At 61.0% G+C, this 25666-nt stretch carries 24 protein-coding genes; 13 read left to right on the top strand and 11 right to left on the bottom strand.

Features of this window, described 5'->3' with window-relative positions:
- The first annotated feature begins 22 nt into the window (after positions 1-22).
- The 3 genes from ygfZ to OF122_RS15605 all read left to right on the top strand — a co-directional run bounded on the left by ygfZ (position 23) and on the right by OF122_RS15605 (position 2271).
- Positions 23-853 (top strand): CAF17-like 4Fe-4S cluster assembly/insertion protein YgfZ, encoded by an 831-nt coding sequence (gene ygfZ, locus OF122_RS15595; protein ID WP_264225109.1) that lies wholly within the window; start codon positions 23-25, stop codon positions 851-853.
- Between the two features lie 121 nt (positions 854-974).
- The gene (locus OF122_RS15600; protein WP_264225110.1) at positions 975-1577 is read left to right on the top strand and encodes an HD family hydrolase; all 603 of its coding nucleotides are present in this window, start codon (positions 975-977) and stop codon (positions 1575-1577) included.
- A gap of 139 nt (positions 1578-1716) precedes the next feature.
- Complete coding sequence (locus OF122_RS15605; RefSeq protein ID WP_264225111.1) at positions 1717-2271, top strand: hypothetical protein; 555 nt, start codon at positions 1717-1719, stop codon at positions 2269-2271.
- A 64-nt stretch (positions 2272-2335) separates the two neighbouring features.
- On the opposite strand, the gene OF122_RS15610 is transcribed toward OF122_RS15605, so the two are convergent.
- Positions 2336-3370 carry a cell wall hydrolase gene (locus OF122_RS15610; RefSeq protein WP_264225112.1) on the bottom strand — a complete coding sequence of 345 codons (1035 nt, stop codon included), beginning with the start codon at positions 3368-3370 and terminating at the stop codon, positions 2336-2338.
- 322 nt (positions 3371-3692) lie between these two features.
- A complete protein-coding gene (locus OF122_RS15615; RefSeq protein ID WP_264225113.1) occupies positions 3693-5930 on the bottom strand; it encodes a putative PEP-binding protein in 2238 nt (745 codons plus the stop codon).
- 360 nt (positions 5931-6290) lie between these two features.
- On the opposite strand from OF122_RS15615, the gene ispH reads away from it, so the two are divergent.
- Complete coding sequence (gene ispH, locus OF122_RS15620) at positions 6291-7265, top strand: 4-hydroxy-3-methylbut-2-enyl diphosphate reductase (RefSeq protein ID WP_264225114.1); 975 nt, start codon at positions 6291-6293, stop codon at positions 7263-7265.
- A complete protein-coding gene (gene rnhA / locus OF122_RS15625; RefSeq protein WP_264225115.1) occupies positions 7262-7705 on the top strand; it encodes a ribonuclease HI in 444 nt (147 codons plus the stop codon). The genes ispH and rnhA overlap by 4 nt, the downstream gene beginning before the upstream one ends.
- Positions 7706-7741: 36 nt before the next feature.
- On the opposite strand, the gene OF122_RS15630 is transcribed toward rnhA, so the two are convergent.
- The 4 genes from OF122_RS15630 to OF122_RS15645 all read right to left on the bottom strand — a co-directional run bounded on the left by OF122_RS15630 (position 7742) and on the right by OF122_RS15645 (position 12318).
- Positions 7742-8722 carry a DUF808 domain-containing protein gene (locus OF122_RS15630; protein WP_264225116.1) on the bottom strand — a complete coding sequence of 327 codons (981 nt, stop codon included), beginning with the start codon at positions 8720-8722 and terminating at the stop codon, positions 7742-7744.
- Between the two features lie 54 nt (positions 8723-8776).
- A complete protein-coding gene (gene glyS, locus OF122_RS15635; protein ID WP_264225117.1) occupies positions 8777-10813 on the bottom strand; it encodes a glycine--tRNA ligase subunit beta in 2037 nt (678 codons plus the stop codon).
- Between the two features lie 167 nt (positions 10814-10980).
- On the bottom strand, positions 10981-11346 hold the full coding sequence (locus tag OF122_RS15640) for a VOC family protein (protein WP_264225118.1): 366 nt from the start codon (positions 11344-11346) through the stop codon (positions 10981-10983).
- Positions 11347-12318, bottom strand: coding sequence for an alpha/beta fold hydrolase (locus tag OF122_RS15645; protein WP_264225119.1), 972 nt, complete (start codon positions 12316-12318; stop codon positions 11347-11349). It lies immediately after the preceding gene.
- Positions 12319-12427: 109 nt separating this feature from the next.
- On the opposite strand from OF122_RS15645, the gene OF122_RS15650 reads away from it, so the two are divergent.
- Complete coding sequence (locus tag OF122_RS15650) at positions 12428-13078, top strand: TetR/AcrR family transcriptional regulator (RefSeq protein ID WP_264225120.1); 651 nt, start codon at positions 12428-12430, stop codon at positions 13076-13078.
- Positions 13079-13161: 83 nt separating this feature from the next.
- On the opposite strand, the gene OF122_RS15655 is transcribed toward OF122_RS15650, so the two are convergent.
- Complete coding sequence (locus OF122_RS15655; protein WP_264225121.1) at positions 13162-14181, bottom strand: polyprenyl synthetase family protein; 1020 nt, start codon at positions 14179-14181, stop codon at positions 13162-13164.
- 216 nt (positions 14182-14397) lie between these two features.
- Here OF122_RS15655 and OF122_RS15660 point away from each other — a divergent pair, with 216 nt between their 5' ends.
- The 4 genes from OF122_RS15660 (at position 14398) to OF122_RS15675 (ending at position 17336) form a co-directional block, all read left to right on the top strand.
- A complete protein-coding gene (locus tag OF122_RS15660) occupies positions 14398-15186 on the top strand; it encodes a tRNA1(Val) (adenine(37)-N6)-methyltransferase (RefSeq protein ID WP_264225122.1) in 789 nt (262 codons plus the stop codon).
- 59 nt (positions 15187-15245) lie between these two features.
- Positions 15246-16109, top strand: coding sequence for a S49 family peptidase (locus tag OF122_RS15665; RefSeq protein WP_264225123.1), 864 nt, complete (start codon positions 15246-15248; stop codon positions 16107-16109).
- A gap of 2 nt (positions 16110-16111) precedes the next feature.
- A complete protein-coding gene (locus tag OF122_RS15670) occupies positions 16112-16333 on the top strand; it encodes a hypothetical protein (protein ID WP_264225124.1) in 222 nt (73 codons plus the stop codon).
- Positions 16334-16433: 100 nt separating this feature from the next.
- Positions 16434-17336 carry a glycine--tRNA ligase subunit alpha gene (locus OF122_RS15675; RefSeq protein WP_264227682.1) on the top strand — a complete coding sequence of 301 codons (903 nt, stop codon included), beginning with the start codon at positions 16434-16436 and terminating at the stop codon, positions 17334-17336.
- Here the strand turns inward: OF122_RS15675 and OF122_RS15680 are convergent.
- On the bottom strand, positions 17333-17836 hold the full coding sequence (locus OF122_RS15680; RefSeq protein ID WP_264225125.1) for a cytochrome b: 504 nt from the start codon (positions 17834-17836) through the stop codon (positions 17333-17335). The two genes, OF122_RS15675 and OF122_RS15680, sit on opposite strands and share 4 nt — an antisense overlap.
- Before the next feature lie 121 nt (positions 17837-17957).
- On the opposite strand from OF122_RS15680, the gene OF122_RS15685 reads away from it, so the two are divergent.
- Positions 17958-18515, top strand: a complete 558-nt coding sequence (locus tag OF122_RS15685; protein ID WP_264225126.1) for a LemA family protein — start codon at positions 17958-17960, stop codon at positions 18513-18515.
- Between the two features lie 5 nt (positions 18516-18520).
- On the top strand, positions 18521-20401 hold the full coding sequence (locus tag OF122_RS15690; protein ID WP_264225127.1) for a DUF2207 domain-containing protein: 1881 nt from the start codon (positions 18521-18523) through the stop codon (positions 20399-20401).
- 4 nt (positions 20402-20405) lie between these two features.
- Here OF122_RS15690 and OF122_RS15695 read toward each other — a convergent pair whose 3' ends face one another.
- The 3 genes from OF122_RS15695 to OF122_RS15705 form a co-directional block, all read right to left on the bottom strand.
- Positions 20406-21275: a 4-(cytidine 5'-diphospho)-2-C-methyl-D-erythritol kinase gene (locus OF122_RS15695; protein ID WP_264225128.1), complete on the bottom strand. Its 870-nt coding sequence runs from the start codon at positions 21273-21275 to the stop codon at positions 20406-20408.
- Positions 21275-22981 (bottom strand): tetratricopeptide repeat protein, encoded by a 1707-nt coding sequence (locus OF122_RS15700; protein WP_264225129.1) that lies wholly within the window; start codon positions 22979-22981, stop codon positions 21275-21277. The genes OF122_RS15695 and OF122_RS15700 overlap by 1 nt, the downstream gene beginning before the upstream one ends.
- 155 nt (positions 22982-23136) lie before the next feature.
- Entirely contained in the window at positions 23137-24789 is a 1653-nt protein-coding gene (locus OF122_RS15705) for an electron transfer flavoprotein-ubiquinone oxidoreductase (RefSeq protein ID WP_264225130.1), read from the bottom strand.
- A gap of 58 nt (positions 24790-24847) precedes the next feature.
- Between OF122_RS15705 and OF122_RS15710 the strand changes: the two genes are divergently transcribed.
- Positions 24848-25663, top strand: a complete 816-nt coding sequence (locus OF122_RS15710) for a uracil-DNA glycosylase (protein WP_264225131.1) — start codon at positions 24848-24850, stop codon at positions 25661-25663.
- The last annotated feature ends 3 nt before the right edge of the window (positions 25664-25666 follow it).

The following is a 25666-nucleotide window of genomic DNA, read 5'->3' on the forward strand; positions in this document are numbered from 1 at the left end:
AGGAACAAGGCAAGGGCAGCATATGACAATCGAAAAGCGCGCCGACCGGGTGGCCTTCAAAATTTCGGGGCCGGATGCGACCCATCTCCTCCATGATGTCCTGACACCTCCGGTGCTCGAGGATGGCACGGCACGCTGGTTCGCGCTCCTGGCACCGCAGGGCAAGTTGCTCGCCGAGGGGCTAATCGGGTGGGCTGATGGCGCTCACTGGCTCGATGTGCCGGCTTCGGTGGCAGAGAATTTCTTCAAGCGCATGAAGATGTATCGGCTGCGGGCCAAAATGGACATCGAAGTTCTGGCCGAGACCCATGCGGTCGGGTGGTCGGCTGAGGCGCCCCAGATTGGGATCGTCCATCGCGATGGGCGCCACGAAGGACTGGGATATCGCGTAATTGCCCCTCTGGCCGAGTCTGACGATTGGGTCGAAGGTACCGGCCAAGCTAAGGCACGCATTGTGGCGGGTATTGCCGAGATGGGACCGGACTTTCCAACCGAGGACGCTTTTCCGCACGATATCGGTATGGATCATCTGGGCGGGGTCGATTTCAAAAAGGGCTGCTATGTGGGCCAGGAGGTGGTGTCGCGTATGCAGCATCGCGGTACGGCGCGGCGGCGGCCGGTGATCGTGTCGGACATTTCGGCGGGTGAGCGCGGCGATGCGGTGATGATAGGAGGCAAGAACGTCGGCACGATCGGCAGCGTTGTCGATGGCAGGGCTGTCGGTATTGCGCGGATCGACAAGATTACCGATGGCGAGGGAGCAAGCGTTGCCGGCGCACCTGTCTCGCTTGCCCTGCCCGAATGGGCGCGCTACGGTTTTGCAGCGCCGGGCGGCGATTCCGAAGACGATTAGATCACTTCACCGTTTCGTGGAAACGATGAAGCGATCTAGTCCTTGTTTAATCGCGCTTCCGAACCGGATAAGTGCATTCCACTTATCCTGGAAGCACTCTTGAAAGGCAGGACCGAGGGCAATGGCACGCGCACAATCCCGCGCCTGGCAGCGCATGCTTTCGGGGCGTCGCCTCGATCTTTTGGACCCTTCCCCCATCGATGTGGAACTATCCGACATTGCGCACGGGCTGGCGCGCGTGGCGCGGTGGAACGGGCAGACCAAGGGCGATTACGCATTTTCGGTGGCTCAGCATTCGGTGCTGGTGCTCGAGATCGCTTCGGCCATGGATCCAGAGATCGATGACAAGGGGCGGCTCTATGCCCTGCTCCATGACGCGCCCGAATATGTGATGGGCGATATCATCTCCCCTTTCAAGGCTGCCATGGGCGGCAATTATCGCGAGGTGGAGGCGCGCCTGCTTGGGGCTATCCATGTCCGGTTCGGCTTGCCAGCCATCGCGCCGGCGGCCCTGACAAAGCTGATCAAGCGGGCTGATCGGGAGGCGGCGTTCTTCGAGGCGGTCAATCTGGCCGGCTTTGCCCCCGACGAAGCACGGAAGTTCTTTGGAGAACCGACACTTGCAGGGTTCGATCTTCCGGGCTTTGAGCGGCTGATCCGGCCATGGCCGACCCAACAGGCCCACGACCATTTCGTGGATGTGTTCGAGAGCCTGGGCACTTAAGCCCAAATGCGCCTAACTCTCTGTAATCGCTAAAATTTTATTCTCATTTTACCTATTAACCCTTTAGTGCATGAGGCTTTGCGTTAACGGATCGGAAAGGTTGATAAAGCGTTAAGACGCCGTAACCGGAGAGACGTTCATGCGCTTTGACCGATCCCACAACCGCCCCCGCAGGAGCATCGCGCTACGCTATCGGGCCGGCGTTGCGGCTGCCCTGTTTCTGGCCGGAATTTTCGGAGCCGGGCTGGCCACAGTATCGCCGGCACGCGCCGACGGGCTGGTCAGCCACGAGCCGCCCCCACTGACTACGCTGGTGAAGTTCTACGACCGGCAATACGAAATCGCTTATGCGGATCAGGTTTCGCTGGAGCCAATTTCGTCGTCCATCGTGCGCAAGGTGGGTTATGGGCATGTGCGCGACGTCAATATCGCGACGACCACAAGCGGCACCTATTCGAGCGACGGACTGGTTTCGCCGCATGTGCTTTATCCGGGGATAGAGGTAAACCGGGTTTACGACGAACCCCGACACTACCACGGCTATAGCCTTTGGCCCCAGGGATCGAGCTTCATGATCCTGTCGGTTGGCCGCAATCCGGTCAGCGGAAATGTGGTGGTCAACAACGTTTCGGACCGGGGGGTGCGTTCGTGCTCGGCCAGCGGGTCGTTTGTTTCCTGCTACCGGACGTATTAGGCTGATTTTGTAGCGTTATCCGAACCGGACAACCGGTTCCCCACTTGGTCTGGAAACGCTCTGGTTAGCCAAACCGCCAGCCCGGCTTGAACCTGTAAAAGACGTGCAATCCGACCTGGGCCAGCTTGTCCATGTTGCGCGCCCATGCCGGGCGGACATAGGTCGCGTGGTAGTGTGTCGCGTCGGCGACCTCGGTCAGATAGATTTCCTCGTTGAGCACTTCCTGGGTGATGGACTGCGCGAGATCCCAGGCCGCCACTTCCGAAGTGCGGTTGACGTTGGTCTTGCCATCGCATGCAAATGAGAACTGGCATGCATTGCGGCGATGCTGGTTCTGATAGACCACTCCACAGATGGTGTCGGGATAGTTGGGGTGAGCCACGCGATTCATGATGACCTGGGCGACGGCGACCTGGCCGCGATAGCTTTCGCCGCGCGCCTCAAAATAGATGCCCGTCGCCATGCACCACTGTTCACGCTCGGAATAGGTGTGGCTGACGGTGAACTCGGTGGCCGGGGTATTGGCGCGGCCATAGGCCAGCGTTTCGGGAACGCCGACCGGGCTCGGGATATTGGGGTCCCGATCCGCCTGTTCGGAAATAGCGTCGATGGCGGCCAGACCAGATGAGTTGACCATGTCGGGATCGATCGAGGCGACGGAAATGCGTGGCCCCTCGCTCTCAACCTCATCACCCTCGGCAACCATAACGCCCGATTGCTGGGTGGTGTAGGGATCACCAGCGGAACGGGCCGATGCAATCGAGAGCCGCACCGCATCAAAGGCCTGGGAAAAGGCAACAAGATTGACCTCGGGACGCGCCCTGTCGGTCTTGTCGGTTCTGTTGGGGCCCGAGAACATCGCGGACTGGAAAAGCGGAGCCACCGTGCCGGAGATGACGGGCTGGTCGCCCTCGAAATCGAGAGACGCCATCGGGGTTGGGGGAAGTTCGGTTGCGGGATCGACGGCGCGGAAGCCACCGGTCCCGGGGACCGCAAAGCCATAAGCAACGACACTGAGCGTCAGTGCCCCTAGAGCTTTCAAAACTTTTCGCGAGGCACGCGCCGGGTTGGCACGCACCGGGGAGATCCCATACGCCATACTAACGCTTTTCTACGCCACAACACTGACCCGCCGGCCTTACGTCCCGGCCTCGTCGCGCTTCCGAACCGCAAAAGTGGAAACCACTTTTGCTGGAAGCACTCCCAGCCGAGCACCGGAACCCGTGATGAAAAATACGCCATCGTTCCGGTGTCGATCCGACCGGTCTGGCATGCGATGCACAAGTGCAACACCAAGCCGATCAAATGCCGACAATCCCGATGATCGTTGATTAGGGTTATGAAGGTGTAAACACGGGTAAATTGGCACGGAAAAGTTCAGATTGCGGCAACGCCAAGGCATTATCAGGAAGCTTCGATGGTTAACTGGCGTTGTCCGACTGTGCCAGAACCATACGCGCCACCGGCACGCGATAGGGCGAGCAGCTGACATAATCGATGTCCAGCCCGGAAAAAAACCGCAGCGAATTGGTTTCGCCGGCGTGTTCGCCGCAGATGCCGACCTTCAAATGCGGATTGACCGCCCTGCCCCGCTCGATGGCGATGCGGATCAATTCGCCCACGCCGCGCTGATCGATGGTGACGAACGGGTCGACATCATAGAGCCCCCGGCGATGATATGTCGCGAGAAAGGCCGGCGCGTCATCGCGGGAGATGCCATAGGTCGTCTGGGTGAGGTCGTTGGTGCCAAAGGAAATGAAATCGACTTCTTTGGCGATGTCTCCCGCCCTCAGGCATGCGCGGGGCAATTCGATCATGGTGCCGAACGCCAGATTGGCACCGCGCTGGAAGACCGGCGCATTGCCCACGATATCCATGATGCGAGATTTGACCCAGGCGACCTCCCGGGCCGATGTGACGAAGGGCACCATGATCTCAAGATTGACCGGCAGATCCTGATTGTCCATGGCCGCTTCGACGCCGGCCACCAGGGCCCGCACCTGCATGGCAAGAATTTCGGGATAGGTGATGACCAGCCGCACACCGCGATGGCCGAGCATGGGATTGACCTCATCGAGGCGCTGCAAACGCGCCTTGAGCGCCTTGAGCGAGAGGCCCAACGCCTCGGCGGTATCTTCGATATCGTCTTCGCTGCGCGGCAGAAATTCGTGCAGGGGCGGATCGAAGAGGCGCACGTTGACGGGCTTGTTCTGCATTGTCTGGAACAGTGCGGCGTAATCGGCCGCCTGATAATCGACCAGTCCCTCAAGGGCAGTGGCGCGATCCTGCTCGTTTTCAGACAGGATCAGGCGGCGGAGAGCCCGCATGCGCTCGCCGGAAAAAAACATGTGTTCGGAACGCGCCAGCCCGATTCCTTCGGCACCGAAGCTCAGGGCCGTCCGGGCGGCCTCTATGGTTTCGGCATTTGTCCTGACGGCAATCGTGCGGCTGTCGTCAGCCCAGTCCAATAGCCGCGAAAGCGCCCCGCCGATATGGGGACGGGAAAGCGGTAAAGCGCCTTCGTAAATCGCGCCCTCGGACCCATCGATGGTGATGCGCTGGCCGGTCGTGAACGTCTGATCGCCGATCTTGCAGGTGCCGTTTTCGGCATCGATCTGCAAGATCCGCAGGCCGGCAACACAAGGCTTTCCGGTTATTCGGGCCACGACAGCGGCGTGGCTGGTCATTCCGCCCCGAGCGGTGACGAACCCGGTGGCGGCTTTCATGCCCTCGATATCGCCCGGGCCGGTTTCCATGACCACCAGGATGCAATGGCGCCCGCGCGCGCGGCAACGCGCGGCATCGTCGGGGGTAAAGACGATTTCCCCGCTCGCGGCGCCGGGTGAAACGCCGAGGCCCGATGCAATTGCGACTGCCCGATGATCATCGGTCAGGCGCGGATGAAGCAATTGGGAGAGTTGGGTGGGATTAAAGCGCCTCACCGCTTCGGCGGGCATCCAGACCTTGGCGTCGACCCGTTCCACCGCCGCCTCGAGCTGCGCCCCGGCGCTGACCTGAACCGGCCGGGCGGAAACCAGCCGGGCGACATTGCCCTCGATCGATACAACGCAGGCCATGTGCTGGCCCGAAGCAGCGTCGATGGTTTCAATCAGCTTTGCGGTGCTTACAGGCAATTTGGGTAGCGGCTCGCCCGGCATTGCGACCGGGCCAAGTCGACCCGTCGTCGTGTTGCGCGAGAGAAAATGTTCGATCCGGCCGCTGACCGTCGCCTGGACAATGACGATCTGACTGTCACGCGCCTCGCGTTCGGCCTCGCTGGCCCAACCAGCGAGAGGTGGGCCGTAGCTGGCAAAAGCGGCATTGATGGCCTTGCCCATGGCGCGGTGCGGATCGACGGCTTCAAGTTCGTTGGCAGGCGCTGACAACCCCGTGCGCGCGGGCTGGAGGCCGGCGATATGGCGCGGGGCAGAGGTGCGAACGACCAGCTCCGGCGGCTGTTTGCCCGGTGTTACCAGCTTGAAGAGAGTGGTGACCCAGACCTTGCGCAGCGTGTCGGTCCCGGTCTTGCGCTCGGCCTGGAGCGCATCCCACGCCGTCCGGGTGATGGCGATAGTGGGTGCTACTGCGAGCCCGGCATCGGCGGCCACGTGCAGCCAGCGCGCCTTGCCGACCAGAAGACGCAATTGTGCGCGGCTCAAGGAGGGCTTTCCCTGAGCCGGGGCAATTGCGAACATCTGTTGGGAAGGCGCAACCAAGAGAAATAACCCTAACTGAATCGGTGCCATATTGCCTGTGTGCCGGGGTTCGGGCAACAGGGGTGGGGTATTGCCATTTGTCGCGCTCCCGAACCGCAAAAGTCTGCAACTTTTGCTGGAAGCACCGGACCTGCCTGCTCGCGCTTCCGAACCGCAAAAGTCTGCAACTTTTGCTGGAAGCACCGGACCTGCCTGCTCGCGCTTCCGAACCGCAAAAGTCTGCAACTTTTGCTGGAAGCGCTCGTGCAAAAGCTCACAGCAAGGTGGCTTGACTTGGGCAGGGACAAACCGCATGTGAGGACCATGACCGACAAGCCCAGCCTCGACATCCTTTTGTGCGCGCCGCGCGGATTTTGCGCCGGTGTGGATCGTGCCATCCAGATCGTCGATCTGGCGCTCAAAAAGTACGGGGCGCCGGTCTATGTGCGCCACGAGATCGTTCACAACAAGTTCGTTGTGGACGGGTTGCGCGCCAAGGGTGCGATCTTTGTCGAAGAGCTCGAAGAAATTCCCGAGGGCACTGATGCGCCGGTGATCTTTTCGGCGCACGGGGTGGCAAAATCGGTGCCCGCCGAAGCCAAACATCGCAACATGTTCTTTCTCGATGCCACCTGCCCGCTTGTAACCAAGGTGCATGTGGAAGCCCAGCGCCATGCCGAAGAGGGGCATGATATCGTTTTGATCGGGCATCGGGGGCATCCCGAAGTGATCGGCACGATGGGGCAATTGCCGCCGGGCAAGATCACGCTGATCGAAACTGTTGCGGATGCAGAGGCGTTCACGCCGCGCGACCCGGACAATCTGGCGCTGGTGACCCAGACCACGCTGTCGGTGGACGACACAAGCGCCATGGTGATGGTGCTCAAGAGCCGGTTCCCCAATATCGCCGTGCCGGCCAAGGAAGACATCTGCTACGCCACCACCAATCGGCAGGAGGCTGTGAAAGCCGTAGCGCCGCGGGTGGATGCGATGATCGTGGTGGGGGCGCCCAATTCATCGAACTCGATGCGGCTTGTGGAAGTGGGCGAGCGGGCCGGATGCAGGGTTTCGGTGCTCGTCCAGCGCGCCGGAGATATAGACTGGGACCAGTTCGGAGATATTTCTTCGCTGGGCATCACAGCCGGCGCTTCGGCACCTGAATCTTTGGTGGAGGAAGTGATCGGGGCCTTTGCCGAGCGGTTCAACGTCAATGTCGAGATCGCCGTAACGGCGGAAGAAAATATCGCCTTCAACATTCCCCGCGTGTTGCGCCAGCTCGAAGAGGCGTCGGGGCATTGAGCGAAACGGTGATTATCCACACCGACGGGGCCTGTTCGGGTAATCCCGGTCCTGGCGGCTGGGGCGCGGTGCTCGAATACAATGGCACCGTCAAGGAACTCAAGGGCGGCATGGCCCAGACCACCAACAACCAGATGGAGCTGACCGCCGCCATTGAAGCGCTCAATGCGCTCAAGCGCCCCTGCTCGGTGGAAATCCACACCGACAGCCAGTACGTCAAGAACGGCATTCAGGGCTGGCTGCACGGCTGGAAGCGCAATGGCTGGAAGACAGCAGCTAAAAAGCCGGTCAAGAATGTTGAACTCTGGCAGGCGCTCGATGCCGCAACAAAACGGCACACCATCACCTGGCACTGGGTGAAGGGACATGCGGGGCACGACCTCAACGAACGCGCCGACCGGCTGGCGAACGAAGGCATGGCGCCCTTCAAGGGGCGCTAACCTACAGTCATCTCAACTCAAGCGCTGCCAGGTGGCTCAGTGCGCGGCCGGCTTTTGCTTGCGGAACAGGCCTAGCACCGGCGCGATGGCGAATTCGGCCACCGGGATCAGGATAAAACCGATCACGAGGCCGAGTATTCCCGAGATGACAGCAATCGTCAGCCAGTTGAGAGCACCTGCGATGGCTGGGACTGCGCCCTCTACCAAGTGAGCAACGTCTTCAATCCAGTGTTCGGGTCCGGCAAAACCCATGCCTGCCAACCCGTGGACGATGATACCGCCGCCGACCCAGAGCATGGCGGCCGTGCCGACGATGGCGAGCCATTTGAGAAAGACCGGCATGCCCGCGACCAGTCCCCGGCCGATGGCACGACCCCAGCCGGTCTTGCCGTCCTTTGCCAGATAAAGCCCCACATCGTCGGCTTTGACGATCAGGGCCACACCGCCATAAACGAGAATGGTCATGCCAAGGGCCACAATCAGAAGCACCAGTGCCTGGTTGACGACATTGCCGGCCGGGATCTGCGCCAGTGCGATGGTCATGATTTCGGCGGACAGGATGAAGTCGGTCTTGATCGCACCGGCGACCTTTTCCGCCTCGAGTTTTTCGGCACTGGCCGCGGACGGAACGATTTTTTTCTCGTGCTCGTGTGCCTGGTGCGGGAAGAGGCCTTCATAGACCTTTTCGGCACCTTCATAGCACAGATAGGCCCCGCCCAGCATGAGCAGCGGATTGATCATCCAGGGCAGAAACGCGCTGAGCAGAAGGGCAGCAGGCAGAAGGAAGATCAGCTTGTTTTTGATCGAGCCCAGGGCGATCTTGCCGACGATCGGCAGTTCGCGCTCGGGCTTGAAGCCCTGGACGTATTTGGGCGTCACCGCGGCGTCGTCGATCATCGCCCCGGCTGCCTTGGCGCCGGCCTTCATGGCCTGGCCGGCGATATCGTCGACCGAAGTCGCCGCCACCTTGGCGAGGGCGGCGACATCATCGAGAAGGGCGAGAAGACCGACGCTCATGTGAAAATCCTTTGGATTTGGTTTCTCATAATCGCTTGTGAGAGGCCTTGTCCTCTAGCCTGCGACCTTTGAGAAGTCGGCGACCAGATGCATCGTATCGCGCAGGGACGCCAGAAGATTGAGGCGGTTGGCGCGGATGGCAGGATCGGGGTCGTTGACGAGGACGGATTCGAAAAAGGCATCGACGGGGGTGCGGAGCGAGGCGAGCACCGAGATGGCACCGGCGTAGTCGTCGTTTTCGAGACGGGCGGTTACGTCGGTGCGGGCCTGTGCAATGGCTGTGCCGAGGCTCTGTTCCTCGGGGGTGGAAAGCCTTCCAGCATCGATCGGGTCGGCATAGGCGCGGCCGTCCTTTTTCTCCTCTGCGGTGAGGATATTCGCGGCGCGCTTGTATCCGGCGAGAAGGGCCTTGCCGTCTTCGGCAGCGAGCAGCGAGGACAGCGCAGCAACGCGCGAGACGATCTGCAGGATGTCGTCAGTATCTGACGAAATCACCGCATCGACGAGGTCGTGACGGGCGCCGGAATCGCGGAGCGAGACCTTGAGGCGATCATGGAAGAACGAGAGGAGATCGCCATCGGATACGAAGCGGCTGAGCGAGAGCCGCAGCTTGTTGTCCACGATCAGCCGGATCACCCCCAGTGCCGCACGCCGCAGGGCGTAGGGGTCTTTGCTGCCTGTCGGCTTTTCATCAATCGCCCAGAAGCCGGTGAGGATATCGAGCTTGTCGGCAAGCGCGACAGAGATGGCGACCGGTTCGGTGGGCACGCGATCGGAGGGGCCGAGGGGCTTGTAGTGTTCTTCGATGGCCGTGGCGACCTGGGGCCTTTCGCCCTGCGCCAGCGCATAATAGCGGCCCATCAGGCCTTGAAGTTCAGGGAATTCGCCCACCATACCGGTGGGCAGATCGGCCTTTGAGAGTTTTGCGGCGCGTTTTGCGTCTTCAACATCGGCGCCAACCAGCGGGGCGATTTCGGCGGCCAGTTTTTCGATGCGGGAGACCCGTTCGGCCTGTGTTCCCAATTTGGCGTGGAAGACCACGTCTTCGAGCTTGGGCAGATTGTCGAGCAGCGGGGTTTCCAGGTCTGTTTCGTAGAAGAATTTGGCGTCGGACAGGCGGGCGCGGATGACGCGTTCATTGCCCGCAACAATGGTCTTGCCGTCATCCTCGGCGACGATGTTGGAGGTGAGGATGAATTTGTTGGCCAGTTTCCCCGTCGCGCTGTCTCTGAGGCAGAAGCATTTCTGGTTGGCGCGAATGGTGGCGATGATCACCTCCTCGGGGACTTTAAGAAACGTCTCGTCGAACGACCCCATCATGACCACCGGCCATTCGACCAGCCCGGCGACTTCTTCGAGCAGGCCCTCATCGACGATCAGTTCGAGCCCCTGAGCGAAGGCGAGCTGTTCGGCGTCGGTTCTGATGATCTGCTTGCGGCGGTCGATGTCGAGAACCACGCGCGCCTTTTCGAGCGCCTGCACGTAATCGTCAAAGCGCCGGACCTTTATGGCACCGGGGGCCATGAACCGGTGGCCGTAGGTGGTGTTGCCCGAGGTCACGGCACCCAGTTCAAATTCGATCACATCGGGCTCTTCACCTTCGGGGCCAAAGGTTGCGGTGATGGCGCGGAGCGGGCGGACCCATTCCAGCCTGCCGGCACCCCAGCGCATGGGCTTGCCCCAAGGGAAGGTCTTTACGGTTGCGGGCAGAATATCGCGCAAGATATCGATCGCTGGAGCGCCCTTTTTCTCGATCACCGCGACGTAGAAGTCGCCCTTCTTTTCGTCGGACTGGACCTTTGCCTGATCGATGCTCGACAGACCGGCGGCGCGCAGGAAACCATCGAGAGCCTGCTGGGGCGCGCCAACCTTGGGACCTTTGCGTTCTTCGCGCGTGTCGGGCGAAGCGGCAGGCAGACCGGTGACCGTCAGCGCCAGGCGGCGCGGCGTGGCGAAGGCGCCAGCGCTTTCATAAACAAGGCCCTTTTCAACCAGAGCATCTGTTACGGCCTTCTTGAGGTCCTCGGCTGCCCGGCGCTGAAGACGTGCGGGAATTTCCTCGGAAAAGAGCTCAAGCAGCAATTCGGGCATGGTCGGGGTGCCTTGGGCGGGTCTTTGGGAATGTTGGCGAAGCGGTAGCAGGGGATGGGACGAAAGTCCATTGGGGGCGGCCATGGCCGCACCGCAACACTGGAGTTTGCGGTTGCAAGCGCTATGCGGCAAGTTATGTCTCGCCGCATACGCTAGGGACTTTTCGCCTATGGCGTACCGATCACCATGCGATTGCCTTCGCTGTCGCGAAATTCGGCCACGGCTCGGCCGGGCTGCCAGGTGGGCTCGTGCGGTTCGGTGACAATCTCGACCCCCTTGACGCGGAGCGCCTCGATGGTACCCGCCACGTCATCTGCAACGAACACCAGAACGGGCATATCCGAGGGCGTGTCGTTCTCGCGGCGGATGAAGTGCAGATTGGTTTGCGTCCCGGGAAATTTGAGTTCGATCCATCTCCAGCCATCGGCCCCCATCGGCGCGTCTGCAGCCACTTCGCAATCGAGCTTTCCGGTATAGAACGCTTTGGCGCGATCCTGATCGGTAACCGGCAGTTCGGCAAACTGAATGTACATTTAGCTGTCTCCCTGGTTGGCGCCGAACGTCTGGTGCAAGGTTTCGGCGAACGCATCGGCATGGGGCTCAAAGCCCGTATGATCGCCGGGGAATGTGACAGGAACAACGCCCAACGCGTTCACGAGAGCCATGCTGAGTTCCTCGATGGGGCTGCCCCTGGAATCCGCACCGATGCCGACGATCACCCGCGGCGCGCCAGCCTTGAGCGTTTCAACGTCGGGCGTGTAGTGCGAGAGCGGCAACATGGCGTGGGCGAGCCAATACTCGAAATTGCCGCTGACGCGCGCGAAGGTTTCGGCGGCTTCGGGCGACATCTCGAAATCGGGCGCAGCGTCCGCTTCGGGGCTCTCGGACATGCCGGCGGCGCCGAAGAACATTCCCATGGCGGCCTCAACGCCCTCGCTTTTGTAGGTCGCGTGAACCGCCTCATCGAAGGCAATTGCCTCGGCGGGATCCTCGAGCAGCATCGTGGACGGCGGCTCGTGGGCGACAACCGCCTTGACCTTTTCGGGATAGCGTGCGGCGAGGTTGAGCCCGATATGGGCCCCGCCACTGGTCCCCATGACGTAGGCCTGTCCCTGCCCCAGTGCGTCGATCAACGCGGCAGCGTCGTCAGCCTGGATGTCAAGGTCGAGAGGCTGAATGGCCCCATCGAATGTCGAGCGCGAATTGCCGCGCGGGTCGTAAGCGACAACGGTGTAGCGATCTGCCAGCGCATGGGCAAGATCGGCAAAAACCCCGGCATCCTGAGGTCCGCCGGGAATGATGAGAAGCATGGGGCCATGGCCCCAGCTTTCGTAATAGAGCGTTGCGCCGGGCACCTTCAGCGTGCCGGTTTTCGGGGATTGGGTCATTGTCATCTCTGCTGTTGGGGTCATGGGGGCTTCGGCGGATGCCTGCGCCACGGAACTCTGAGGGCCGATCAGAAGACCCGCACCGACCAGAGCCGCCAGCAATCGAAGCTTTCTCATCTCACATCCTTTTTAGAACTAGACCGTCCAGTACTGTGGAGCTTGCGCAGAACTAGACTGTCCAGTACTATATTGTCAATCGCAAACTGATTTGGATGGCCCGGACACGATGCCAAAAGCGGAAACGAATTCAGGAACGGCTATCGAGACGACGCCCCGTTCGGCGCGCAAGCGGCAGGCAATCCTTGAAGCGGCGACAGAGATATTTCTTATCAACGGCTATCTCGGGACCAACATGGACGAGATCGCGGCGCGCTCGGCGGTATCCAAACAGACCGTCTATAAGCACTTTTCCTCAAAGGAGGCCCTGTTCATCGAGATCGTGTCCTCGCTGACCGACAGGACGGGCGACCGCGTCCATGGAGACGCACCGCCGGTCGATCCAGAGAACCTGGCAGCCTATCTGGAGGAATATGCCTTTCGCCAGCTCTATATCGTTCTCAACCCGCGTATCATGCAACTGCGGCGGCTGGTGATCGGCGAAGTGCCGAGGTTTCCCGAACTGGCGCGGGTTCTTTACGAGCGCGGGCCACTGCGGGCGATCGGAATCCTTGCCAATCTGTTCGAGTCACTCAAGGCGCGGGGACTGCTGAGGTTTGACGATTCGATGGTTGCGGCGTCGCATTTCAACTGGCTGGTGATGTCGACCCCGCTCAATCAGGCGATGCTCTTGGGCGACGACGCCATCCCCGACTCCGAAGCACTGCGCAAGGAAGCGCGGGACGGTGTCAGAGTCTTTCTCGCGGCATATGGGCGATAGAGAACTCCGACGGCTCCAACGACCGTTCTTATCTGACGCGATTGTGTACGCTCAGCGCTGACGCCGCGATTTGGCCCCGAAATTCAGTACGCGCGCGAGGTGCAGAATTCAGGGACGCCGAACAGAATGTCGCGTTCAACAGTCTGGGGGATATTGGCCAGCGCGGCGCGGGCCGTTTCGGCGTGCCTTTCGGCCTTTGCCATGGTCTGGGTCAGTGTGTCGTAGCGCGCGAAAATCGCAAGGATCTCGGCCAGTTCGGCCTCGCCGGATTCGGGATTGCCCAATGCCCGTTCGATCGTTTTGCGTTCAGCTTCGCTACCGGCCTGCAGAGCGAGAATGACCGGCAGGGTCATCTTGCCTTCACGCAGGTCATCGCCGGTGTTCTTGCCCAGTGAGCCTTGAGCACCGCCATAATCGAGCACGTCGTCGACAAGCTGGAAGGCCATGCCCAACTCGCGGCCATAGGCGGCAAGCGCCTTGCGCGAAGTGCTATCGGCGCCTCCCGCCATGGCGCCCACTTCGGTGGCCGCCTCAAAAAGCGTTGCGGTTTTTGCGTGGATGATCTTTTCGTAATCCTGAGGCGTCGTCGAGAGATCCCCCGCCTTGGCGAGCTGGAAGACCTCGCCTTCGGCGATGACCGCTGCGGCGCGAGAAAGCACACCCAGTGCATCAATGTCGCGCGATTCCACCATCATCAGGAACGCCTGGCCCAAAAGGAAATCGCCCACCAGGACCGAGGCCTGATTGCCCCATATGGTCCGTGCGGCGGGGCGGCCGCGGCGCATATCGCTTTCGTCCACCACATCATCGTGGAGCAGCGTTGCATTGTGCATGAATTCGACGGCGGCGGCGAAACGGATTTCGTTGCCGCGGACCCGGCTGAACAGGGCGGACGCGGCGAGTGTGAGCATGGGGCGCAGACGCTTGCCACCGGCATCGATCAGATGGTTGGCGACTTCGGGCACCATATCGACCGAACTCTCGGACCGTGACAGGATAAGGCGGTTAACCGCATCCATGCCATCGCCAGTTGCAGCCATCAGATCGTCGATTACCGCCGAGGCGTCGACTAGAGGTCTCGGCGCCAGATTTTCAACCGCCATTGACGTTCAAACTCCCCAAGGAGGGCGATGCCCTCCCGATACAGTGCTTTTAAAGCTATCCGGTTCCATGCCAGAGGACCGTTAGCCAATTGTCTGCTGCCGCGCTCGGGACGGAACAGGAATACCCACTTATTACCGAAACCGTCTATTGTCAGCCCCGCGCCGCGAAAGTGGCATTACACTTTAGGCCAAACATCCAGCGAGGACCCAGTTTTCATGTCGGTAAACCAGCCGCCCGAATTTGTAAAACGTCAACAGCCGGATGCAGACGCATTTCTGGGCGGCAAATTGTCCATAGCCCAACCCGAAAAGGGGTTTCGGGCCGGGCTGGACTCGGTTCTTCTGGGGGCGAGCCTGCCCCAAGGCACACGGCAATTGCTCGACCTGGGGGCGGGAGCGGGCGTAGCGGCGCTATGCGCGCTGGCTCACGAAGAAGGGCTGGAGGCAACGATGGTGGAAAACAACGCCGAAATGGCGATGTTGGCTGCCGCCAATGTGGAGGCCAACAGCTTTACTCACCGCGCGACAATTCTGAAAATCAGCGCCACCGCGACGGGTGCCGAGCGCAAGGCGTTGGGATTGGGCACCGACAGTTTCGACGTGGTGATTGCCAATCCACCGTATTTCGACGCGGGAACCCACGCACCAGATCCGGCGCGGGCGGCGGCGCGACACACGGACGGGGAGGTTTCGGGCTGGGTGCGGACGGCGGTATCCTGCGCGCACGCGAAAGGTGAAGTGATCTTTATCCATGTCGCTCAGGCCCTGCCTCAGCTTCTTGCCGCGTTCAACTCGCGCATGGGCGCCATTACCGTTCTTCCCATCGCGCCGCGGCCCGGCATGGCGGCCAGCCGCGTGCTGGTCAGGGGCCGCAAGGGCAGCAAGGCACCGATGGCGCTGCTTCCGCCATTGATCGTGCATGGCGAAACGGGCAGCGAATATGCCGAACCGGTACGATCCATCCTGCGGGGCGAGACGCGACTGGACTGGCAGGACAGCAAATGAATGCCTAAATGGGGCCAAAGACACTCGCGCAAGAAGCAATTGGACACGGGGAGATATAGGTGACCGCATTTACCGACGGCCAGATCGACGCTCCCAAGCGTCCCTGGTACAAGAGAATTTTCGGCAGCGGCGGACCGGTTATTCCCGTTGTCCGGCTGCAGGGAGTTATTTCTCAGGAGCTCAAGCCCGGCCGGCTCAACATCGCCTCGGTTGCGCCACTGCTTGAAAAGGCGTTCAAGTTCAAGAAAGCGCCTGTGATAGCAATCATCGTCAATTCGCCCGGCGGCTCAGCGGTGCAATCCCGCCTCATTGCCCAGCGCATTCGGCAATTGGCCGATCAGCATGAGAAAAAGGTGCTGGTATTCGTCGAGGACGCCGCGGCCTCGGGCGGCTATTTCATCGCCACGGCAGGCGACGAGATCATCGCCGACCCCTCCTCGCTGGTGGGATCGATCGGCGTGATCATGGCCAGTTTCGGGTTTGTCGATGCGATCGCCAGGCTGGGCATCGACCGGCGGCTCTATACGGCAGGCAAGAACAAATCGACGCTCGATCCGTTCCTGCCCGAAAAGCCTGAAGACATTGAACGCATCAAGCAGATGGAGCTCGATATTCACGACGTTTTCATCGACTATGTAAAATCGCGGCGGGCTTCAAAGATCACCCTGCCCGATGACGAAATCTATACAGGCGAGTTCTGGACCGCCAAGCGCGGGCTGGGGATGGGACTGGTGGACGGTCTGGGCGACCTGCACGGCACGCTGCGCGAGCGGTTCGGCAAGGACGTGACAATCAAATCGATCGCACCCAAGAGGGGCTTGCTGCAACTGCCCAATTTCGGGTTGTCGGCACGCGGCGATATTGCCGGCGACGTTATCGCAAAAATCGAGGACCGGGAAATCTGGTCCCGACTGGGGTTGTAGCCATGGGTATCTCGACACTGGTCACCATTCTGCTGGCGCTGCTGATCGGGATCGGGCTGCGCTCGATCCTGCGCGACTGGCGCAAGAAATTCGCCGAGGACGACTCGCGGGCCCAGGCAAAGCGCAAGGCGCAGATCGAGCGCAACAAGGCCGAGCTGAAATCCGGAGGCGTGGTGACGCTGGAGCGTGGCGACGACGGGGTTTATCGGCCGGGTAAGGAATGACCGGTCGCGCTTGACCTTGGATGGCGGCACAACTACGGTCGCGCCGCTTTCAACAACGGTGTTATCCGGAACAATTATGCCCGAGCTGCACAAGCCCCATATGGACCCCAGGAACTCGTTTCAGGGGCTGATCCTGACCTTGCAGAATTTCTGGGCCGACCAGGGCTGCGTGATCCTGCAGCCCTACGACATGCAGATGGGCGCGGGAACGTTTCATACGGCGACCACGCTGCGGGCGCTGGGGCCCAAGCCATGGAACGCGGCCTATGTGCAGCCCTCGCGGCGACCGACCGACGGGCGCTATGGGGAAAATCCCAACCGGCTGCAGCACTATTACCAGTTTCAGGTGATCCTCAAGCCCTCGCCCGCCAACATTCAGGAGCTTTACCTGCAGTCGCTGGCCGCCATCGGGCTGGACGCGAAACTGCACGATATCCGTTTCGTTGAGGACGACTGGGAAAGCCCGACTCTGGGCGCGTGGGGGCTGGGCTGGGAGTGCTGGTGCGACGGGATGGAAGTTTCCCAGTTCACCTATTTCCAGCAGGTAGCCGGCTTTGAATGCTCACCGGTGCCCGGGGAAATCACCTACGGGCTGGAGCGGCTGGCCATGTATGTGCAGGGGGTCGAAAATGTTTACGACCTCAACTTCAACGGGCGCGAGGGCGACGAGAAGGTCACTTATGGCGAGGTGTTCCTGCAAAACGAGCAGGAATTTTCCAAGTACAACTTCGAAGCCGCCGATACCGAAATGCTGTTCCGGCACTTCAAGGACGCCGAGGACGAGTGCAGGGCCATCCTGGCGGCCGGTCAAGATGGTGATCGCCAGACCATGGCGGTTCCGGCCTATGAACAGGTCATAAAGGCCAGCCACAATTTCAATCTGCTCGACGCGCGCGGGGTCATCTCGGTGACCGAGCGCCAGAGCTATATCCTTCGCATTCGCGAACTTGCCAAGGCATGCGGCGCTGCATGGCTACAGACAGCTGGCGGCGGGGCGGCCTAGCGCTTTTCGGGCACCAGCATCCGGCGCAGCACGTTCGTGCGCAGGACGAAATGCTCGACCAGCGCGCCAGCGGCGTGCACCAGGATCAGCGGGACCAGAATAAAGCGTGCGGCAGAATGGATCGCGCCGGCCGCCTCAATGCCACCGAACCAGGCGGCGGCGCCCACCAGCGGCATGCCGATGATGAAACCGTAGAGCAGATAGTGGGTGGCCAGAGCGATCCAGCGCAGCAGCGCGGGATGCTCGCGGGGCACCGCGGGAACGCCATGGCGGGTCCGAACCGTGATTCGAATGAGGGCAAGGATCAGGATGATCACCCCTCCCACGACATGCAGCCACGCGCCGGTCTCCTCGACCGGAACGGGCATATCACCGTCGATGCGGTCATCAAAGGCTTGCACAATCGGTTCGTGGAACACGAACTGGAAGAGCACCAGCGCTGCAATGAGCCAATGCAGCGTGATCTGCAGGCCGGAATACCCTATAGAATCGTTGGCCATGGCTTGTCCTCCACCCCGATCATCTCCCAACCGCACAAGCCGCACAAGGGTGCACCCAACCCATTGATATCGCCGTGGTATGGTGCCACTCTCCCACGGCAATCGCGCGAGGGCAAAGCGAATGGAATGGGCGATCCTGTTATTGGTCGTGGCCGTTATCGGCTATGCGATCTACATCTACAACACTCTGATCCGAAACCGGCAGCTTGTCGAAGAGGGCTGGTCGGGGATCGACGTGCAGCTCAAGCGCCGCGCCGACCTCATTCCCAACATGCTGGAAACGGTCAAGGGCTATATGGGTCATGAGCGCGAGACGCTGCAGGCGGTGACCGATGCCCGTGCCGCGGTGCAGGCAGCACAAAATGCATCGCCCGGTGCGCGCGGACACGCGGAAGGCCTTCTTTCGGGGGCGTTGGGGCGGCTGTTTGCCGTGGCCGAAGCCTATCCGGACCTTAAGGCCAACACCAACTTCCTCGAATTCCAGGCGGCGCTGCAAACCGTGGAAGATGAAATCCAGCTTTCGCGGCGCTATTACAATGGTGCCGTGCGCAATCTCAACATTGCCGTGGAATCGTTTCCTTCCAACATCGTTGCCAATGTCTTCAAGTTCGAAAAGGCGGAGTATTTCGAGCTGGAAAACGAAGCGGACCGTGCGGTGCCGCAGGTCAAGTTCCAGTAAGGCCGATGTATCGCTTCGTTCTTGCCCTGATCTTGCTCATTTGCGCCGGTCCGGCATTGGCGCGCGAGGAAATCCGCGAATTCAACGCGATTTTCGAAGTGCATGCCGACACGTCCGTGACGATCACCGAGCAGATCGCTGTCAACGCTGAAGGTAATGAGATCCGACGCGGGATATTCCGCGATATTCCGACGCTGCTGGAAACGCCAGATGGGCGGACCATCCGGCTGCCGTTCGAAGTGGTTTCGGTGACGCGCAACGGGGCTGCCGAACCTTTTGCGGTCGAGGGTATTTCGGGCGGGCAGCGCATTCGGATCGGGTCGGCCGATATCTTCCTGCCGACAGGCGTTCATCGATACGAAATCGTCTATCGCATGGATCGCGCGGCGCGGATGTTTAACGATCATGACGAATTCTACTGGAACGCCACAGGCAATTACTGGAGTTTTCCGATCCTGCGGCCCCGGGCGCTGGTGATCCTGCCCGAGGGCGCCCAGATTACCGAGCTCAACGCCTATACCGGCGAATTCGGAGTGAGCGGCGCCGACAGTTCGACCGAGCGGCTGGATGACCGGCGGGCCCGGTTCACGGTGACGCGGGCGCTGCGGCCCGGCGAAGGACTGACCGTTTCGGTATCGTTCGAGAAGGGCATTCTCACTGCGCCTGAAGGCACCGATGCATTGGTGTTCTGGCTTTCCGATTACCGCGATTATGTGGTCCCACTGGCAATGCTCCTGATCGTCGTCGCCTACAACGCCTTGGCTTGGGGCGCAGTGGGGCGCGATCCCGCCAAAGGAGTCATATTTCCCAGATTTTACCCGCCCCAGGGTTTTTCCCCGGCACTTGTCCACTACGTCCATACCATGGGATGGGGCAAAGCAGGCTGGACAGCCTTTTCGGCGGCGCTGATTTCACTGGCCACCAAAGAACTGATCGAAATAGACAAACAGGGAAAAAAGAACACCCTGACGGTGACGGGACGATATCCCAAGGACCGCCTGCCGCCGGGCGAGGCGGTCATCTATGGAGACCTCAAGGCGATGAGCCCGGTGACCATCGACAAATCGAGCGGCCCGGAGCTGAGCAAGACAAAGACAAATTTCATTGCAGCGCTGGAAGCGGAAAACCGCACGGTCTATTTCAACAATCATCGGATTTACATCGTGGGCGGGGTTCTGATCGGTATCTTGTCGCTGGTGGCGATGGTGATTACCGGCGTGCTCGATCCGTTGTTTGTCTTTTTTGCCGCCTTCGCAGCCGTGTTTCTGTCGATCATCGGCACCGCAGCCCGGTCGTTCTGGCAGGGCAGCGGGATCGGGCGCTTTTTTGGCCTGGCCATCATGGGAGTTTTCTTTGCCAATTCAGGCGCCTTCGCTTTGGACGTCCTCGATTTCACCACTATCGATTTTCCGTTCGTGGCAGCAATCACCATTATTGCCGTGACGCTGGTGTTTGCGGTTCTGATGCGGGCGCCGACGGTGCACGGCCGCAAGGTCATGGACGAAATCGATGGGTTCAAAATGTATCTCGAGATCGCGGAGAAAGAGCGCCTCAATCTGCAGGGCGAGCCAGAAATGAGCGTTTCGCGTTTTGAAGCCATTCTGCCCTACGCCATGGCACTGGGCGTGGAAAAGCCCTGGTCCACGCGTTTCGAGAACGATCTTGCCCGTCACGCGGTCAAGGATGCGGGCACCGACTACTCTCCGCACTGGTACAGGGGTGGTGATTTTTCCTCAGGCAATTTCGCACGCACCATGGGCGGGGTTGCGACCGGGCTCAGCGCAGCCATGATCTCGTCCCAGCCGCAAGCATCGAGCTCGTCGGGCTCGGGCGGCGGCGGATCCTCCGGCGGCGGCGGCGGTGGCGGAGGCGGCGGAGGCTGGTAGGGGCTTATTGCCCAAGCAGCGGCGTGGCGGCGACCCAATAGCCCGAGAAGCGTTCACGCAAATCATGGGCCGCCTGATGGGCGGCGGCGGCGCTGCCGTAAAGGCCGAAGCACGTGGCGCCCGAGCCGGACATACGCGCCGTCACACAGCCCGAAGTGGCCGCAAGCGCCTTTACGATGGGTGGGATGGACGGCACCAACTCGGCAGCGGGTGCTTCGAGGTCGTTGCGGGTATCGGCAAGCCAGAGCGAGAGCAGTGCAGCGCGGTCGAGTTGGGTGGGAAGCTCGGGCATGGGTGGGTTGTGCTTTTGGCTCAGCCGCTTGAACACGTCCGGAGTGGAAACCTGTTCGAGAGGATTGACCAGAACCAGATGCATCTGGGGGAAGGTCGCAAGCGGGGCGATATTTTCGCCGATGCCGGTCACCTCGCAGGGCCGGCTCAAAAGGCACATGGGCACATCGGCACCCAGCGTTGCGGCGAGTGCAAAGATGTCTGAATCGGCCACCGGCTGCTCGCTCATCCGAGCGAGAACGCGCAGCACAGCGGCGGCATCGGCTGATCCTCCGCCCAGCCCGGCGGCGATGGGGAGGTGCTTTTCGAGATGAATCTCGATGCCCTCCGGCAAGTGATCTGGGAAGCGCACCCGGAACTTTTCGAGAGCCCGGATGACGAGGTTTCCACGCCCATTGGGCAAATCGGTAGCAAACGGGCCCGAGACGTGAAGCCGGTCCTTGCGCGCTGGCGCCGCCGAAACCAGATCGGCAAGTTCGGTGAATACGCAAAGGCTATGGAGGAGATGAAAACCATCGTCCCGGCGCCCGACAACGTGGAGCGCGAGGTTGACCTTGGCCGGTGCGGGTTCGGTTACCGGCATTAATCCCCGATGGGTGCGCTTGGGTCCAGCCCGTGGAGCAGCTTTGGCGTGGCGCGTTCGGTAACCGCGCCTTCTTCATCTACGTCAATGGCAATGCGCCACTGGAACATGGCCTCGCGCTCGCGCCCGGCCACCCAGTACACATCACCCAGATGGTCGTTGATTTCAGGGTCCGCAGGCAAAAGATTGACAGCGTCCTCGAGCACTTCAACGGCCTCGTCTATGCGGCCCAGCTTATAGAAGGCCCAGCCCAGACTGTCGACGATATAGCCGTTGCGCGGTGAGAGTTCGACGGCCTGCTCGATCATCTTGAGCGCCTCTTCAAGGTTCTCGCCGCGATCCACCCAGGTATAGCCGAGATAATTCAGGACATCGGGGTGGTTGGGCCGCAGTTCGAGCGCCTTGAGAAAGTCGGCTTCGGCCCGTTCCCACTGCTTGGCGCGCTCATAGGAAATGCCGCGCACATAATAGAAGCGCCAATCGTTGGGACGGGCAGGATCAAGCCGATCTATGACCTCTGAATAGGCCTCTGCCGCCTCTTCCCACCGTTGGGCGTAACGCAGCGTGTCGCCCAGGATACCCTGCACTTCCTGATTGTCGGGGTGGGAGACAGCGATATTTTGAAGACGGGAAATGGCGGCTTCACGATCGCCCCGCAGATCGATGTTTTCAGCGAGGCGCACCAGCGCGTTGATACGCAGGGGAGAATCGTTGGGGACGGCCTCGAAGATCGCGTCGGCCTCGTCATAGCGCCCGGCGCTGGCCAAAAGCTCACCAAGTGAAATTGAAATGATCGCCGCTTCGGGATCAAGGTAGTTGGCAAGCCGCAGGAAGCCGACGCCGAGCTGAATCGAACCGTCGCGGGCCAGTGCCGTGCCCAGACCATGAAGCATTTCAGCAGCGCCCGATTGGACGGATCCGGCAAAAAGTCCGGGCCTTTTGCCGTTGGCGATAGGCTCGCGCAGGGAATCGACCACTGGATGTTCGACACCCTGTTCAGCAAAGGCGTCCAACACGGCCTGCGCTTCTTCGAACCGTCCTGCATTGCCTAGCATACGGATGTAGGCTTCGGCGATGCGCGGAACGAGCGGATCGAGCTCGTAAGCCTCGCGGGCCAGATCGATCGCTGCTTCTCGCTCACCGCCGACATCGGCCAGAATGGCACGATGGAAGATGATGAACTCGCCAAACCCGCCCTGCCCGACCTGGCTGAGAATAGCGTTTGCAGCGTCCATATCGCCTTCGCCGACCTTGGCCCAGGCGCGGGTAACCGAGGCGATGATGCCGACCAGCGAGGCCTCCGGCACGCGCGAGAGCAACTGATCGGCCGAGGCGTAACGGCGCTGCTTGAGCGCAACGGACCCCAGAACAAGATGAGCGAGCTCGTCTTCGGGGTTCAGATCGACGACATGCTGGGCCATGGTGGCCGCTTCTGAAATCTCCCCGGCCAGCAGATAGGCAAGGAAAGCCTGGCTGGAGTAGACCGGGTTCTCCCAGTCACGCTCTGCCGCCTGCATGAACAGCGACGCGGCGCGGCGCGCATCGAGCGCATCAATGGCGGCAAGCCCGGCCAGATAGCTGCCCATAGTACTCGACACGCGCATAGGCAGGACGTCCTGCTGCGCGAAAGAAGGCGAAAGTGGAACGCCGACAAAGAGCGCGGCGACGACCAGGGCATGGATCGGCCGTTTAAGCAGCTTTAGCACGATTGTTCCTGAACTCCTCGCTTTGCAGGCCAAAACCGACCCATCATCTCCAATAGCCAAACGCGGCAATCCTGTCGATTGTTGGGCGCAACGGCTAACGAGACCTTTTCACGCAAATGCACGGGGGCCGCAAGCCTTGGCGGCTCACGCGATTTTCACATTCCCGAATAGTTGGGGCCGCTTCCGCCTTCGGGTGGCACCCAGTTGATGTTCTGGGCCGGGTCCTTGATGTCGCACGTCTTGCAGTGCACGCAGTTCTGGGCGTTGATCCTGAACACCGGATCGCCCGCTTCCTCGACCACCTCGTAAACCCCGGCCGGGCAATAGAGCGGCGCGGGTTCGCCATATTTGGGGAGGTTGTCCCGAATCGGCACTTCGGGATCGGTCAGCCGCAAATGGACGGGCTGATCCTCCTCATGGGCGATATTGGCGCGATAGACCGATTCGGTGCGCGAGAAACTGGTTTTGCCATCCGGCTTGGGGTAGGCGATGGGGGTCACTTCGGCGATCGGCTTAAGCCGCGCGAAATCGGGCTTGTCGGAAACCAGGCCACCCAAGGGAGAGAGTTTGGCGAGGCTCGAAACCCACATATCGGCGCCGGCCAGCCCGACCCCCACAAAGGTGCCCAGCTTGCTCCAGAGCGGCTTGACGGCCCGGACGGGATAGAGATCATCGCGGATGCCGGTGGAGAGAATTGCTTCGTCCAGCGTTGCGATTTCGTCATTGGCGCGGCCGGCGGTAATGGCGCTTGCAACTTCGGCGGCGGCGGCCATACCTGAGCGGATGGCGTTATGGATGGCCTTCAAACGCGGCACGTTCATGAAACCAGCCGAGCACCCGATCAGCGCTCCTCCCGGGAAGGCCATTTTGGGAATCGATTGCCAGCCGCCCGACGTCAGCGCGCGCGCGCCGTAGGAAAGACAGGTGGCGCCTTCGAGCAGTTTGGCGATTTCGGGATGCTGCTTGAAGCGCTGGAATTCACCGAACGGTGAAAATGTGGGGTTCTCGTAGTCGAGATGGGCGACCAGCCCCAGATAGATCTTGTTGTCCTGAGCGTGATAGCAAAAGCCGCCACCGCTGGTGGAGTTGCCCATGGGGTAGCCCATGAAATGGGTGACCTTGCCCGGCTTGTGTTTTGCCGGATCAATTTCCCAGATTTCCTTGATGCCTAGCCCGTATTTCTGGGCGGCGCGGCCCTCCGCCAGACCGAATTTCGCGATCAGGCGCTTGGCGAGCGATCCGCGAGCGCCCTCAGCGATAAGTGTATATTTGGCGCGCAGTTCGATGCCGGGGGTGAAGGTCGGCTTCTGGCTTCCGTCACGGGCAACGCCCATATCGCCGGTGACGATACCGAGGATTTCGCCATTCTCGCCGGTAATAAAATCAGCCGCGGCGGTACCGGGGAAGATATCAACCCCTAGCGCCTCGGCCTGTTCGGCCAGCCAGCGGCACAGATCGCCGAGTGAAATGATGACAGCGCCCTTTGTCTTCATGATCGGTGGAATCAGAAGATCGGGGAAAGCGATGGCAGATTTTTCGGTGAGATAGACGAAGCTGTCCTCGGTGACGTCGGGACCGACCGGGGCGCCTTTTTCGCGCCAATCGGGGATTAGGGTGTCAAGACCAGCAGGGTCCATGACGGCACCTGAAAGGATATGACCGCCGATATCGGCGGATTTTTCAACGACGACGATTTCGAGATCGGGGGATTTCTGTTTCAGCGCAATGGCCGCCGACAGTCCGGCCGGGCCGGCACCGACGATCACCACGCCGGTTTCCATCATCTCGCGTTCGATCGCATCGGCCATAAGTCATTCCCAAGTGAGGTGGAAGCGCAGGTCGCGGTGTGACATAACAAAAATTGACATGACAAATCGACAGCTAAATCGCGAAGAAATTCTGGCCACGCTCGACTGGTACGTCGCGGCGGGGATCGATATCGCGGTTGGTGAAGAGCCGGTGGACCGGTTTGCACAGTCGGCAATCAAGCCCGCTCCCTCTCAGCGGCGGACCGCCCCGTCCATCGTAGCGCAAGCGGCGCAGCCCGCGACCCCGCCCCTGCCCGTGGCGGGCGGCCCGGCAGATGTCGATCCAAGCGAGGCGCGCGCAATGGCGTCGAGCGCCACAAGCCTTGAGCAATTGCGCGGCATGCTCGAAACCTTCGACGGGTGCGGGCTGAAACTGCGGGCCACAAATCTGGTGTTTGCCGATGGAAACCCGGATGCCGAGATCATGCTGGTGGGCGAGGCGCCGGGGCGCGAAGAGGACTTGCAGGGCAAGCCGTTCGTGGGCCGATCAGGGCAATTGCTCGACCGGATGCTGGGTGCCATCGGGCTGGACCGGACCAAGGTCTATATCGCCAACACCGTTCCTTGGCGGCCACCGGGCAACAGGACGCCGTCGCCATCGGAAGTTGCCGTATGCCTGCCGTTTCTCTATCGGCAGATCGAACTCGTCGCCCCCAAAGTGCTGGTGGCGCTGGGCGGGGCCTCAGCATCGACGCTTTTCGAAACCAATACCGGGATCACACGATTGCGTGGGCAATGGCGTGACCTGACGGTCGGCTCCCATTCAATGCGCGCGGTGGCAACGCTGCATCCGGCATATTTGTTACGCCAGCCGGCCGCAAAACGGCTCGCCTGGGCCGACCTGCTTTCGGTCAAGGCGGCGCTGGAAACCTAACCA

Origin of the sequence: Pelagibacterium flavum (genome assembly GCF_025854335.1) — a bacterium.
Classification (GTDB): domain Bacteria; phylum Pseudomonadota; class Alphaproteobacteria; order Rhizobiales; family Devosiaceae; genus Pelagibacterium; species Pelagibacterium flavum.

Bases quoted from the DNA above. Each gene is read 5' to 3' on its own strand.
- ispH (WP_264225114.1), top strand. From the start codon at position 6,291: ATGACCGACAAGCCCAGCCTCGACATCCTTTTGTGCGCGCCGCGCGGA.
- OF122_RS15645 (WP_264225119.1), bottom strand. From the start codon at position 12,318: ATGAGAAAGCTTCGATTGCTGGCGGCTCTGGTCGGTGCGGGTCTTCTG.
- OF122_RS15660 (WP_264225122.1), top strand. From the start codon at position 14,398: ATGTCGGTAAACCAGCCGCCCGAATTTGTAAAACGTCAACAGCCGGAT.
- OF122_RS15680 (WP_264225125.1), bottom strand. From the start codon at position 17,836: ATGGCCAACGATTCTATAGGGTATTCCGGCCTGCAGATCACGCTGCAT.
- OF122_RS15600 (WP_264225110.1), top strand. From the start codon at position 975: ATGGCACGCGCACAATCCCGCGCCTGGCAGCGCATGCTTTCGGGGCGT.
- OF122_RS15610 (WP_264225112.1), bottom strand. From the start codon at position 3,370: ATGGCGTATGGGATCTCCCCGGTGCGTGCCAACCCGGCGCGTGCCTCG.
- OF122_RS15690 (WP_264225127.1), top strand. From the start codon at position 18,521: ATGTATCGCTTCGTTCTTGCCCTGATCTTGCTCATTTGCGCCGGTCCG.
- OF122_RS15650 (WP_264225120.1), top strand. From the start codon at position 12,428: ATGCCAAAAGCGGAAACGAATTCAGGAACGGCTATCGAGACGACGCCC.
- OF122_RS15695 (WP_264225128.1), bottom strand. From the start codon at position 21,275: ATGCCGGTAACCGAACCCGCACCGGCCAAGGTCAACCTCGCGCTCCAC.
- OF122_RS15655 (WP_264225121.1), bottom strand. From the start codon at position 14,181: ATGGCGGTTGAAAATCTGGCGCCGAGACCTCTAGTCGACGCCTCGGCG.
- OF122_RS15605 (WP_264225111.1), top strand. From the start codon at position 1,717: ATGCGCTTTGACCGATCCCACAACCGCCCCCGCAGGAGCATCGCGCTA.
- OF122_RS15705 (WP_264225130.1), bottom strand. From the start codon at position 24,789: ATGGCCGATGCGATCGAACGCGAGATGATGGAAACCGGCGTGGTGATC.
- glyS (WP_264225117.1), bottom strand. From the start codon at position 10,813: ATGCCCGAATTGCTGCTTGAGCTCTTTTCCGAGGAAATTCCCGCACGT.
- OF122_RS15675 (WP_264227682.1), top strand. From the start codon at position 16,434: ATGGACCCCAGGAACTCGTTTCAGGGGCTGATCCTGACCTTGCAGAAT.
- OF122_RS15670 (WP_264225124.1), top strand. From the start codon at position 16,112: ATGGGTATCTCGACACTGGTCACCATTCTGCTGGCGCTGCTGATCGGG.
- ygfZ (WP_264225109.1), top strand. From the start codon at position 23: ATGACAATCGAAAAGCGCGCCGACCGGGTGGCCTTCAAAATTTCGGGG.
- OF122_RS15630 (WP_264225116.1), bottom strand. From the start codon at position 8,722: ATGAGCGTCGGTCTTCTCGCCCTTCTCGATGATGTCGCCGCCCTCGCC.
- OF122_RS15685 (WP_264225126.1), top strand. From the start codon at position 17,958: ATGGAATGGGCGATCCTGTTATTGGTCGTGGCCGTTATCGGCTATGCG.
- OF122_RS15710 (WP_264225131.1), top strand. From the start codon at position 24,848: ATGACAAATCGACAGCTAAATCGCGAAGAAATTCTGGCCACGCTCGAC.
- OF122_RS15640 (WP_264225118.1), bottom strand. From the start codon at position 11,346: ATGTACATTCAGTTTGCCGAACTGCCGGTTACCGATCAGGATCGCGCC.